This is a genomic window from Pseudomonas sp. UBA6699 (genome assembly GCF_002454615.1).
GTDB classification, from domain to species: Bacteria; Pseudomonadota; Gammaproteobacteria; order Pseudomonadales; family Pseudomonadaceae; genus Aquipseudomonas; species Aquipseudomonas juntendi.
Genome location: NZ_DKJF01000080.1, coordinates 18,422 through 31,459 on the forward strand (window position 1 = coordinate 18,422; position 13,038 = coordinate 31,459).

Sequence of the window (13,038 nt, forward strand, 5' to 3'; positions counted from 1 at the left end):
GCTGTGATGAACCAAAGACCGAGCGAGGTGTTGGCGTGAATATTAATGCAACCCTGATTGGCCAATCCGTTGCCTTCTTGATTTTTGTACTCTTCTGCATGAAGTACGTATGGCCTCCGGTCATCACTGCTCTGCAAGAGCGCCAAAAGAAGATTGCCGACGGCTTGGACGCTGCCAACCGCGCAGCTCGCGACCTGGAGCTGGCCCAAGAAAAAGCGGGTCAGCAACTGCGTGAAGCTAAGGCACAGGCAGCCGAAATCATTGAGCAAAGCAAGAAACGCGCTGCTCAGCTTGTCGAGGAAGCCCGTGAACAGGCCCGCGTCGAAGCTGACCGTGTGAAGGCTCAGGCTCTGGCCGAGATCGAACAGGAACTGAACAGTGCTAAAGACGCCCTGCGTGCCCAAGTGGGTGCCCTGGCCGTTGGCGGTGCTGAAAAGATCCTTGGCGCCACAATCGATCAAAACGCGCATGCGGAGCTGGTTAACAAACTGGCCGCTGAAATTTAAGCGAGGGCGATCATGGCAGAACTGACCACGTTGGCCCGACCTTACGCTAAGGCTGCCTTTGAGCACGCCCAGGCCCATCAGCAACTGGCCAATTGGTCAGCCATGCTCGGCCTGGCTGCTGCGGTGTCGCAAGACGACACCATGCAGCGCCTGCTCAAGGCCCCGCGACTGACGAGCGCAGAAAAGGCCGCCACGTTCATTGACGTGTGCGGTGACAAGTTCAATGCACAGGCACAGAATTTCATTCATGTTGCCGCGGAAAACGACCGTCTCCTGCTTCTGCCGGAGATTGCCGCCCTGTTCGACCTGTACAAGGCCGAGCAAGAGAAATCCGTGGACGTGGAAGTCACCAGTGCCTTCGCGTTGAACCAAGAACAGCAAGACAAACTCGCCAAGGTTCTCAGTGCACGGTTAGGCCAGGAAGTGCGCCTGCACGCGTCGGAGGATGCCAGCCTGATTGGCGGCGTCGTCATCCGCGCAGGTGACCTGGTAATCGATGGCTCTGTTCGCGGCAAAATCGCGAAACTGGCCGAAGCATTGAAATCTTGAGTTTGAAGGGGCAGCAGAGCAATGCAGCAACTCAATCCTTCCGAAATTAGTGAAATCATCAAGGGCCGCATCGACAACCTCGATGTGAGCTCCCAAGCCCGTAACGAAGGTACCGTTGTTTCGGTATCCGACGGTATCGTGCGGATCCACGGTCTGGCCGACGTCATGTACGGCGAAATGATCGAGTTCCCTGGCAGCGTCTACGGTATGGCCCTGAACCTGGAGCAAGACTCCGTAGGTGCAGTGATCCTGGGTGCCTATGACACCCTCGCCGAAGGCATGAGCGCCAAGTGCACCGGCCGCATCCTGGAGGTTCCTGTTGGTAAGGAACTGCTGGGTCGCGTCGTTGACGCACTGGGCAACCCGATCGATGGCAAAGGTCCGCTGGGCAACACCCAGACCGACGCGGTCGAGAAAGTGGCTCCAGGCGTGATCTGGCGTAAGTCGGTAGACCAGCCTGTACAGACTGGCTACAAGTCCGTCGACGCCATGATCCCTGTCGGCCGCGGCCAGCGCGAGCTGATCATTGGCGACCGTCAGATCGGTAAGACCGCCATGGCCATCGACGCCATCATCAACCAGAAAGACTCCGGTATTTTCTGTGTTTATGTTGCTGTCGGCCAGAAGCGCTCCACCGTTGCCAACATCGTTCGCAAGCTGGAAGAAACCGGCGCCCTGGCCAACACCATCGTGGTTGTTGCCAGTGCTTCGGAATCCGCCGCACTGCAGTTCCTGGCGCCATACGCCGGCTGCACCATGGGCGAGTTCTTCCGTGACCGCGGTGAAGACGCACTGATCGTTTACGATGACCTGTCCAAGCAGGCCGTTGCCTACCGTCAGATCTCCCTGCTGCTGCGCCGTCCACCAGGACGTGAAGCGTACCCAGGCGACGTGTTCTATCTCCACTCCCGTCTGCTGGAGCGTGCATCGCGCGTTTCGGAAGAATACGTCGAGAAGTTCACCAACGGTGCAGTCACTGGCAAGACCGGTTCCCTGACCGCCCTGCCGATCATCGAAACCCAGGCTGGCGACGTTTCCGCGTTCGTTCCGACCAACGTGATTTCCATCACCGACGGTCAGATCTTCCTGGAATCGGCCATGTTCAACTCGGGCATCCGCCCTGCAGTGAACGCCGGTGTTTCGGTATCCCGCGTAGGTGGTGCCGCTCAGACCAAGATCATCAAGAAGCTGTCCGGTGGTATTCGTACCGCTCTGGCTCAGTACCGTGAACTGGCTGCATTCGCCCAGTTCGCTTCCGATCTGGACGAAGCGACCCGCAAGCAGCTGGAGCATGGTCAGCGCGTAACCGAGCTGATGAAGCAGAAACAGTACGCGCCGATGTCCATCGCGGACATGGCTCTGTCGCTGTACGCCGCTGAGCGTGGTTTCCTGACTGACGTGGAAGTCTCCAAGGTCGGTAGCTTCGAGCAAGCACTGATCGCCTTCTTCAACCGTGATCACGCCGAACTGATGGCGAAGATCAACGTGAAGGGTGACTTCAACGACGAAATCGACGCAGGCCTGAAAGCCGGTATCGAGAAGTTCAAGGCCACCCAGACCTGGTAAGCCGCAGCGGGGGCTCCGGCCCCCGCTTGCTAACCTGATAGGTGATACATGGCAGGCGCAAAAGAGATTCGCAGTAAGATTGCGAGCATCAAAAGCACGCAAAAAATTACCAGCGCCATGGAGAAAGTGGCGGTCAGCAAGATGCGCAAGGCACAAATGCGCATGGCTGCTAGCCGTCCTTACGCGGAGCGTATCCGCCAGGTGATCGGTCATCTGGCCAACGCCAACCCGGAATACCGCCACCCGTTCATGATCGAGCGCCCTGTAAAGCGCGCCGGTTATATCGTGGTGAGCAGTGACCGTGGCTTGTGCGGTGGCTTGAACACCAACCTGTTCAAGGCCCTGGTCAAGGACATGAGCGAAAACCGCGAACAGGGCGTGGAAATCGACCTGTGCGTGATCGGCAGCAAGGGTGCGACTTTCTTCCGCATCTTTGGCGGCAACGTTGTAGCCGCGATCAGCCACCTGGGCGAAGAGCCGTCGATCAATGATCTGATCGGCTCCGTCAAAGTGATGCTGGACGCCTACATGGACGGCCGTATCGATCGCCTCTCGGTGGTTTCGAACAAGTTCATCAACACCATGACCCAAAAACCGACGGTCGAGCAATTGGTACCGTTGGTGGCAACCCCGGATCAGGAACTCAAGCACCACTGGGACTACCTGTACGAACCCGACGCAAAAGAGCTGCTGGACGGCTTGATGGTGCGTTACGTGGAGTCGCAGGTCTACCAGGCGGTGGTCGAGAACAACGCTGCTGAACAAGCAGCCCGGATGATCGCCATGAAAAACGCCACAGACAACGCCGGTGATTTGATCAAAGAGCTGCAATTGATCTACAACAAGGCGCGTCAGGCTGCGATCACCCAGGAGATCTCGGAAATCGTCGGCGGCGCTGCCGCGGTTTAACGGTTCAAAAAATCAGAGGATCCAGCTATGAGTAGCGGACGTATCGTTCAAATCATCGGCGCCGTCATCGACGTGGAATTCCCACGTGACGTCGTGCCGAGTGTTTACAACGCGCTGAAAGTACAAGGCGCGGAAACCACCCTGGAAGTTCAGCAGCAGCTGGGCGACGGCGTGGTTCGTACCATTGCGATGGGCTCGACCGAAGGCCTGAAGCGCGGTCTGGATGTCGTCGACACCGGCGCTGCCATCTCCGTTCCTGTTGGTAAGGCCACCCTGGGCCGCATCATGGACGTACTGGGCAACCCGATCGACGAAGCCGGCCCGATCGGCGAAGAAGAGCGTCGCGGTATCCACCAGCCAGCGCCTTCGTTCGCTGACCAGGCAGGCGGCAACGACCTGCTGGAAACCGGCATCAAGGTTATCGACCTGGTTTGCCCGTTCGCCAAGGGTGGTAAGGTTGGTCTGTTCGGTGGTGCCGGCGTCGGCAAGACCGTTAACATGATGGAACTGATCCGTAACATCGCCATGGAACACAGCGGTTACTCCGTGTTCGCTGGTGTGGGTGAGCGTACTCGTGAGGGTAACGACTTCTACCACGAGATGAAGGACTCCAACGTTCTCGACAAGGTAGCGCTGGTCTACGGTCAGATGAACGAGCCACCAGGAAACCGTCTGCGCGTAGCGCTGACCGGCCTGACCATGGCTGAGAAGTTCCGTGACGAAGGTAACGACGTTCTGCTGTTCGTCGACAACATCTATCGTTACACCCTGGCCGGTACCGAAGTATCCGCACTGCTGGGCCGTATGCCTTCTGCAGTAGGTTACCAGCCGACCCTGGCTGAAGAGATGGGCGTTCTGCAAGAGCGCATCACCTCCACCAAGGAAGGTTCGATCACCTCCGTTCAGGCCGTATACGTACCTGCGGACGACTTGACCGACCCGTCGCCAGCGACCACCTTCGCCCACTTGGACGCCACCGTCGTTCTGTCCCGTGACATCGCCTCCCTGGGTATCTACCCAGCGGTCGACCCACTGGACTCGACTTCGCGTCAGCTGGACCCGAACGTGATCGGCAACGAGCACTACGAGACCGCTCGTGGCGTTCAGTATGTTCTGCAGCGCTACAAAGAGCTGAAGGACATCATCGCGATCCTGGGTATGGACGAACTGTCCGAAAGCGACAAGCAACTGGTAGCCCGCGCTCGTAAGATCCAGCGCTTCCTGTCGCAGCCGTTCTTCGTGGCCGAAGTCTTCACCGGTTCGCCAGGCAAGTACGTTTCCCTGAAAGACACCATCGCTGGCTTCAGCGGCATCCTCAAAGGTGACTACGACCACCTGCCAGAACAAGCGTTCTACATGGTCGGCAGCATCGACGAAGCGATCGAGAAAGCCAAGAAACTGTAATCCCGGCGCCCCGCAAGGGGCGCTAATCAGGTTGAGGCAAGCAGATGGCTATGACAGTCCATTGCGACATCGTCAGCGCGGAAGGAGAAATCTTCTCCGGCCTGGTCGAGATGGTAGTAGCGCACGGCAACCTGGGCGATCTGGGTATCGCTCCAGGCCACGCGCCGCTGATCACCAATCTCAAGCCAGGTCCGATCACGCTGACCAAGCAGGGTGGCACTCAAGAGGTGTTCTACATCTCCGGTGGCTTCCTCGAAGTGCAGCCGAACATGGTGAAGGTTCTTGCCGACACCGTGCAACGTGCTGCCGACCTGGACGAAGCTCAGGCTCAGGAAGCCCTCAAGGCTGCCGAGAACGCGCTGAACACTAAAGGCTCGGACTTCGACTACGGCGCTGCAGCCGCACGTCTGGCCGAGGCGGCTGCTCAGCTGCGTACTGTCCAGCAAATGCGCAGAGGCAAGTAATCCGGCCCAGGCCGCTTACTGCCAGTGCGATTGAGTTAAAGGGTAGCCTCGGCTACCCTTTTTCTTTTTCCGAATTTCTATTCTGGTCACGCAGCTGACCGCCCAGGATTGGTAGCCAGTAATGTCCCTCGATATCGTTATTCTCGCCGCAGGCCAAGGTACGCGCATGCGTTCGGCGCTCCCCAAAGTGCTGCATCCGGTCGCCGGCAACTCCATGCTCGGCCATGTTATCCACAGCGCGCGCCAGCTGCAGCCGCAAGGTATTCATGTGGTCATTGGCCATGGTGCCGAACTGGTCCGCGAGCGCCTGGCCGCCGATGACCTGAATTTCGTCATGCAGGATAAACAGCTGGGTACCGGCCACGCCGTTGCACAGGCACTGCCAGCGCTGACTGCCGACACTGTGCTGGTACTGTACGGCGACGTGCCGCTGATCGAAGTGGAGACCCTGCAGCGGCTGCTGGCCAAGGCCAATGACCAGCAACTGGGCCTGCTCACGGTCACCCTCGACGACCCGACCGGCTATGGTCGCATCGTTCGCGATCAGCAAGGCAATGTCACCGCCATCGTTGAGCACAAGGATGCCAGCGAAGCGCAGAAAGCGATCAACGAAGGCAACACGGGCATTCTGGCGCTGCCAGCGGCGCGCCTGGCTGGCTGGATGGGTCGTCTGTCGAACAACAACGCCCAGGGTGAGTATTACCTGACCGACGTCATCGCCATGGCGGTGGCCGATGGTTTGGTGGTGGCTACCGAGCAGCCCCACGATCCAATGGAAGTGCAGGGGGCCAACGACCGTCGCCAGCTTTCCGAGCTGGAGCGCCACTACCAGTTGCGTGAAGGGCGTCGCCTGATGGCCCAGGGTGTAACCCTGCGTGACCCGGCGCGCTTTGATGTGCGCGGTGACGTTACCGTCGGTCGTGACGTGCTGATCGACATCAACGTTGTACTCGAGGGCAAAGTGGTCATCGAGGACGATGTGCAGATCGGTCCCAACTGTGTAATCAAGAACACGACCCTGCGCAAAGGGGCTGTGGTCAAGGCCAACAGTCACCTGGACGGTGCGGTGATGGGCGAGGGCAGCGATGCCGGCCCGTTTGCTCGGCTGCGCCCTGGCAGCGTACTGGATGCCAAAGCCCATGTGGGTAACTTTGTAGAACTGAAAAACGCTCACCTTGGAGAGGGTGCCAAGGCTGGCCACCTGACTTACCTGGGGGATGCCGAAATCGGCGCACGTACCAACATTGGCGCAGGTACCATCACCTGCAACTACGACGGTGCCAACAAGTTCAAGACAGTGATGGGTGAGGATGTATTCATCGGTTCGAACAACTCGCTGGTAGCGCCTGTGGAAATCCAGGCCGGCGCCACTACCGCCGCTGGTTCTACCATTACGCAGGCTGTTGAAGCAGGTGATCTGGCAGTGGCCCGGGCACGCCAGCGCAACATCCCAGGTTGGAAGCGGCCGGAGAAGATCAAGAAGAGCTGATTTATCCACAGCTGCTTTCCTCGAAGCCGACCTATGTGAGTAAGTCGGCTTTTTTGTGCGCTATGCAACCCGATGTGTGGGCGCGGCCAGTGTGGGAGCGGGCAAGCCCGCGAACACCGGCAAAGCCGGTGCTATACATCGCGGTGCCGGCGTTGCGGACAAGCCAAAGAAAAATTGCCGCCAGTAAAGTTATGCACAGCTTGACGAATCGCTCATCTTAGGTTTTGATTGCAATCATTATCTTTCGAAACGAAATTTAACCGATCATGTCGAAACGAAACACCCCTCAACGCCGCCACAACATCCTGGCCCTGCTCAGCGAGCTGGGCGAAGTGAGTGTGGATGCCTTGGCTAAGCGTTTCGAAACCTCGGAAGTGACCATTCGTAAGGACCTTGCCGCGCTGGAGGCGAACGGCCTGCTGCTGCGCCGTTACGGCGGTGCAGTACCGGTACCGCAGGAAATGCTCAGCGAACCCGCGCACCCGGTCTCTGCCTACAAAAAAGCTATCGCCCGTGCAGCGGTGGGTCGTATACGCGAGCATGCTCGGATCATCATCGATAGCGGTAGCACGACCGCCGCTATGATTCCGGAACTGGGCCGCCAGCCCGGCCTGGTGGTGATGACCAATTCGTTGAATGTGGCTCGCGCCATCAGCGAGGTCGAGCACGAACCGGTACTGCTTATGACCGGCGGAACCTGGGACCCGCACTCCGAATCGTTCCAAGGGCAGGTCGCCGAGCAGGTCCTGCGGTCTTACGATTTCGACCAGTTGTTCATCGGTGCCGATGGCATCGACCTCGCGCGGGGCACCACCACCTTCAACGAGTTGCTTGGCCTGAGCCGGGTAATGGCTGAGGTCGCCCGCGAAGTGATCGTGATGGTCGAGTCGGACAAGGTGGGGCGCAAGATCCCCAACCTCGAGCTGCCCTGGGGCAGCGTGCATACCCTTATTACAGATGAACGCCTGCCCGCAGCGGCACGCGAACACATTCAAGCCCGCGGCATCAACCTGATCTGTGCCGCGATCAGCCAGGAGCAATAATTCATGTGTGGAATCGTTGGTGCCGTCGCCGAACGTAATATCACCGCCATCCTGATCGAAGGCCTCAAGCGGCTTGAGTACCGTGGCTACGACAGCGCCGGCCTGGCCGTGCTCACCCAGGAAGGCCAGCTGCAGCGTCGCCGCCGTATCGGCAAGGTCAGCGAGCTGGAAGCGGCCGTTGCTGCCCAGCCGCTGAGTGGTCGGCTGGGTATCGCCCACACCCGCTGGGCGACGCATGGTGCACCCACCGAAGGCAATGCCCACCCGCACTTCTCTGATAATGAAGTAGCGGTAGTGCACAACGGCATCATCGAGAACCACGAAGAGCTGCGCGAAGAACTGAAGGGCCTGGGCTATGTCTTCGCCTCGCAGACCGATACCGAAGTCATCGTGCACCTGATTCACCATACCCTGAAAAGCGTGCCGAACCTGGCAGATGCGCTGAAGGCGGCCGTGAAACGCCTGCACGGTGCCTACGGCCTGGCGCTGGTCAGCATCCACCAGCCTGATCGCCTGCTCGCCGCACGCAGCGGCAGCCCGCTGGTCATCGGCCTGGGCCTGGGCGAGAACTTCCTGGCATCCGACCAACTGGCCCTGCGCCAGGTGACCGACCGCTTCATGTACCTGGAAGAAGGCGATATCGCCGAGATCCGTCGCGATCAGGTCACCATCTGGGACCAGGCCGGGCACGAAGTCCAGCGCGAAACCGTGCAGTACCATGAAGGCGCCGAGGCCGCCGACAAGGGTAACTACCGCCACTTCATGCTCAAGGAAATCCACGAGCAGCCAACCGTGGTTCAGCGCACGCTGGAAGGGCGCTTGGGTAAAGATCACGTTCTGGTCCAGGCCTTCGGCCCTCAGGCTGCAGAGTTGTTTGCCAAAGTGCGCAATGTGCAGATCGTTGCCTGCGGTACCAGCTACCACGCAGGCATGGTCGCCCGTTACTGGCTCGAAGGCCTGGCTGGCATCCCCTGCCAGGTGGAAGTGGCCAGTGAATTCCGCTACCGCAAGGTGGTTGTGCAGCCAGACACCCTCTTTGTGTCCATTTCGCAATCTGGTGAAACCGCTGACACCCTCGCTGCTCTGCGCAACGCCAAGGAGCTGGGCTTCCTCGGCAGCCTGGCAATCTGCAACGTGGGTATCAGCTCGCTGGTCCGTGAGTCGGACCTGACCCTGCTGACCCTCGCTGGCCCGGAAATCGGCGTGGCCTCGACCAAGGCCTTCACCACCCAGCTGGTGTCGCTGATGCTGCTGACGCTGGCGCTCGGCCAAGTCCGCGGCACCTTGCCGGCCGGTGTCGAGGCCGACCTGGTCGAAGAGCTGCGCCGCCTGCCGACGCGCCTTGGCGAAGCCTTGGCCATGGACGCCACCGTCGAGAAAATCGCCGAGCTGTTCGCCGACAAGCACCACACCCTGTTCCTCGGCCGTGGCGCCCAGTACCCGGTGGCGATGGAGGGCGCACTCAAACTCAAGGAAATCTCCTACATTCACGCAGAAGCCTACCCAGCTGGCGAACTGAAGCATGGCCCATTGGCACTGGTGGACAACGATATGCCGGTGGTGACCGTTGCGCCGAACAACGAACTGCTGGAGAAACTGAAGTCCAACCTGCAGGAAGTACGGGCCCGAGGTGGTGAATTGGTGGTGTTCGCGGACGAACATGCGGGCATGACCAATGGCGAGGGCACCCACGTGATCCAGGTGCCGCACATCGCCGATGCCCTGGCGCCGATCCTGTACACCATTCCGCTGCAGTTGCTGTCTTACTACGTGGCTGTGCTGAAAGGCACCGATGTGGACCAGCCGCGTAACTTGGCCAAGTCGGTTACGGTTGAGTAACGGATGGGCGCGGGAGCTTGGGCTTCCAGTCCGACGAATCGCTTGCCTCTTATGTGCAACGAGCAACGAGCTCGGAGACCATTGGGCGCCGCTGTCTGATGGGGCCGAGCTGGAGGTCAGGCCTTCATCAGTCTACCTAGAGGCACGCCGCGTGGAGAGAGCTCACTCTGCGTCAGGAAAGGTCACGCCAGATCACGGCGGTTAATCAAATTTGATTGACATGCCTGTCATCTGTCCATATATTTCCCCTCAACGCATGAGGGGCTACTCTCGTGCCTACCTTCCGAGACCCGCCTAGCGAAAGCAGCGGGTTTTCGTGTTTCTGGGGCAAGGGATCCGGCAGATATGACGCATTACGTCGCTTACCTGGACGAATTCGGACACGTCGGCCAATACGTCTCGCGCAACCACCCGCAGTACAAAACACACCCCGCCTTTGGGTTCGCTGGCTTGATACTCCCGGCTACCGAAATCCGCGAGTTTGCTATTTTTTTCTTCAAGCTGAAATGCCAGCTTCTGAAGTACGACCTCGACAACGACAACCCTCGAGGCCTGCCGGCGTACCAGTGGGAAAAGAAGGGGTCCCAGCTCTACGCCCTGCGCAACGTTGTCAAATACCCGGAGCTACGCCGGGCTACGTTCCGGATCTTGAACCACATCAAGAAGGTCGGCGGCTACGTCTTCTACACAGGCGTGCACAAGGTCATCGATCCTGATGCACACAACTCAACCGAGACGTTCAAGCGGCAGCTCCTGCAGTCGGTGCGCAAAATTGACCGTTTTTGTGCCCAGGCCGACTCCACTTTCATGCTTATGCTCGATGAGCAGCGCGCCGGCAACGAGTGGCGGGAAAAAAACGTCGAAGTCTGCACGCTGGCCATGTTTGAGGACGCCTCCGAGAAGTGCCGGACGCTGATTGAGCCGCCCATCCAGGCAGAAAGCCACCTGTTCCAGACGATCCAGGCAGCAGACTGGATCTGCGGCCTTATCGGGCGCCTGATTGCCCTGATGGTAGCGCCGGAGGAGTACCAGGAGCTCGAGCCGTTCGACAAGTTTTTCTCGGCACGCCTCGCGGAGGTTCTACTAGACAGCAGCGGACTGGAGCACCAGAAGACCACCGAGGTCCCAGCCGAACAGGCCGACGAGGCCATTCCAGATGCCGAAGGCGAGCTAGTTGGCGAGTAAACCCAACATGCAAAGGCTAATGAGCAAACCAAGGGGTTTTGCTGTTCCCTGGTGAGATCCGTGCTGACGCGCATGTCACCGCTTACCGCAGGTGCTGGTAGCGAAGACCCGAACAAGGTGCAGAAGAGCTACCTGGTACAGAAGGGGCCGCAACTGTTCGCCAGCACCTACGAAAGGGTCGGCGGCGGCACCATGTGGCACTGGATGGGCACAGCTCTGCGCCTGCTGCCCAACGATTTTCGGATGCGCACTGCCTACAACGTCGGCGTCGACTGGCCGATCAGCTACGATGGCCTGCAAACGGCCTACCGCCGTGCTGAAGAGGAAATGGGCGTGTCCGCCGACGTTGCCTCGCAGAGCTACCTTGGCGTGACCTTCCCCAATGGTTACGCATACAGCATGCACGGTATCCCGCCGTCACTGGTCGATCAGGGCCTGGGCCAGCATGTCACGGGTACGGTGTACCAAAGTCCGGAAAAGGCCACCGACGGCAAGCCATACCCAGGTGTCACTCTCAACGTCAGGCAGACACCGGCCGGGCGCAACTCGCAGAACGACAACGGCCGGCGAGTGTGTGCTGGCAATACCAGCTGCACACCCATTTGCCCGATTCAGGCCAAGTACGACGCGACTGTGACCATGGCCAAGGCCCTGGACACCGGCAATGTGCGCATTCTCTACCAAACCGTGGCGAGCCGGGTGCAGGTCGATGCCCAGGGCGTCACGGGTATCGATTTCATCCAGTATCAAAACGACGGCACGCGCCAGAACGGCTCGGCCCAAGGCAAACGTTACGTGATCGCTGCTCACGCCCTCGAGACGCCCAAGCTGCTGCTCAACTCGGTCAGCCCGAACAGTCCGAAGGGGGTCGCCAACAGCAGCGGTCAGGTCGGCCAGGCGTTGGCCGATCACCCCGTTTACCTGGCTTGGGGGCTGATGCCTGAAGGCAAGCCGCTGTTTCCGTTCCGCGGGCCGTTGTCCACTTCGGGGATCGAGGACATGCGCGATGGGCCGTTCCGCAGCCAGCGTGCGGCCTGGCTTATCGAGATTGGCAACGAGGGCTGGAACTGGTCGGTCGGCGACCCTTACACCTCGGTTTGCGATTTTATCGACGGCACCAACAACGGTGGCGCCAACCCTGGCAAGTTGGCCTTGTCTGGCCAGGCGTTGGTGCAGCAGCTCAACAGCTTGATGACCCGGCAGTTTCGGCTGGGCTTTCTGATCGAGCAAGTGGAGAAAGACCCCAATAATGCGCAGTGTCGGGTGCAGAGCTCGCCGGAGCTCACCGACGGGTTGGGTCTGCCGCGACCACAGATCAGCTACGAACTGTCCGACTACACCAAGGAGGGCTTCAAGCAGGCGCGCCTGGCCGCCACGCATATCATCACTGAGCTGATGGGCGCCACCGAGCTGACCGACCTGAACTCAAGCCCGGCTCCCAAACGGTGTTCCAGTACGACGGCCAGAACTACGCGTTCTTCGGCGCTGGCCACCTGATGGGCACCTACCGCATGGGCTCGGACCGCAGCAATTCGGTAGTGGACAAAGACCAGCGCAGCTGGGACCACCCCAACCTGTTCCTGGTGGGTGATGGTGTCTTCCCCACCACGGGCACGGCGAACCCGACCCTGACCATCACCGCACTGACCTTCCAGGCTGCTGACGTGGTCGCCAGCGACCTGCTCAAGCGTACTGTCCAGGTCCAGGCAAACCAGGCCTGGCAAGGCACGGGTATGCAGGTCAATGGGCACAGTTGGCAATTGGCGGTCTGCACGGGCGGGCAGTGGACAGCCAACCCGGCCACCGGCATGGTTGTGGCGCAGGGCCATTCAGGGTTGATCGCCAAGCCGGGTTACACGCTGCCCGGGCAGAACGAAGGGGCGTTGATCGGCCGTATCGGCAGCAATGGTGTGCCATTCCTAGTGGGTAACCAGGCGCAGTTACCAAGAGGCCAGCAGGGTGAGCTGCAGTTGTGCATCAATGACGATCTGACCGGGCGCTACGGCGCAGGCCTTGGCGATAACCAGGGAAGCCTGTCGGTGGAGGTACGCTTCGGCGCGTTGTAGGCCCGTGATGCCAACCCC

10 protein-coding genes and 1 pseudogene are annotated in these 13,038 nt (G+C 59.9%); all 11 read left to right on the forward strand.

What is annotated here, in order from left to right:
* The first annotated feature begins 35 nt into the window (after window positions 1-35).
* Window positions 36-506 carry a F0F1 ATP synthase subunit B gene (locus B3361_RS15390; protein WP_003253189.1) on the forward strand — a complete coding sequence of 157 codons (471 nt, stop codon included), beginning with the start codon at window positions 36-38 and terminating at the stop codon, window positions 504-506.
* Between the two features lie 12 nt (window positions 507-518).
* Window positions 519-1,055 (forward strand): F0F1 ATP synthase subunit delta, encoded by a 537-nt coding sequence (locus B3361_RS15395; protein WP_003253191.1) that lies wholly within the window; start codon window positions 519-521, stop codon window positions 1,053-1,055.
* Window positions 1,056-1,076: 21 nt separating this feature from the next.
* Window positions 1,077-2,621 carry a F0F1 ATP synthase subunit alpha gene (atpA, locus tag B3361_RS15400; RefSeq protein ID WP_009684664.1) on the forward strand — a complete coding sequence of 515 codons (1,545 nt, stop codon included), beginning with the start codon at window positions 1,077-1,079 and terminating at the stop codon, window positions 2,619-2,621.
* A gap of 48 nt (window positions 2,622-2,669) precedes the next feature.
* Window positions 2,670-3,530, forward strand: coding sequence for a F0F1 ATP synthase subunit gamma (atpG, locus tag B3361_RS15405; protein WP_009684663.1), 861 nt, complete (start codon window positions 2,670-2,672; stop codon window positions 3,528-3,530).
* A 27-nt stretch (window positions 3,531-3,557) separates the two neighbouring features.
* Window positions 3,558-4,934, forward strand: a complete 1,377-nt coding sequence (gene atpD / locus B3361_RS15410) for a F0F1 ATP synthase subunit beta (protein ID WP_009684662.1) — start codon at window positions 3,558-3,560, stop codon at window positions 4,932-4,934.
* A 44-nt stretch (window positions 4,935-4,978) separates the two neighbouring features.
* Window positions 4,979-5,398 carry a F0F1 ATP synthase subunit epsilon gene (locus B3361_RS15415; RefSeq protein ID WP_029886844.1) on the forward strand — a complete coding sequence of 140 codons (420 nt, stop codon included), beginning with the start codon at window positions 4,979-4,981 and terminating at the stop codon, window positions 5,396-5,398.
* A 121-nt stretch (window positions 5,399-5,519) separates the two neighbouring features.
* A complete protein-coding gene (gene glmU, locus B3361_RS15420) occupies window positions 5,520-6,887 on the forward strand; it encodes a bifunctional UDP-N-acetylglucosamine diphosphorylase/glucosamine-1-phosphate N-acetyltransferase GlmU (protein WP_054904301.1) in 1,368 nt (455 codons plus the stop codon).
* A 263-nt stretch (window positions 6,888-7,150) separates the two neighbouring features.
* Window positions 7,151-7,930 carry a DeoR/GlpR family DNA-binding transcription regulator gene (locus B3361_RS15425; protein WP_177331325.1) on the forward strand — a complete coding sequence of 260 codons (780 nt, stop codon included), beginning with the start codon at window positions 7,151-7,153 and terminating at the stop codon, window positions 7,928-7,930.
* 3 nt (window positions 7,931-7,933) lie between these two features.
* Window positions 7,934-9,769 (forward strand): glutamine--fructose-6-phosphate transaminase (isomerizing), encoded by a 1,836-nt coding sequence (gene glmS / locus B3361_RS15430; RefSeq protein ID WP_054904303.1) that lies wholly within the window; start codon window positions 7,934-7,936, stop codon window positions 9,767-9,769.
* 345 nt (window positions 9,770-10,114) lie between these two features.
* Entirely contained in the window at window positions 10,115-10,954 is an 840-nt protein-coding gene (locus B3361_RS15435) for a DUF3800 domain-containing protein (RefSeq protein ID WP_054904304.1), read from the forward strand.
* 93 nt (window positions 10,955-11,047) lie between these two features.
* Window positions 11,048-13,020: pseudogene (locus B3361_RS15440) on the forward strand (GMC oxidoreductase); the annotation flags it as partial.
* Window positions 13,021-13,038: the final 18 nt, after the last annotated feature.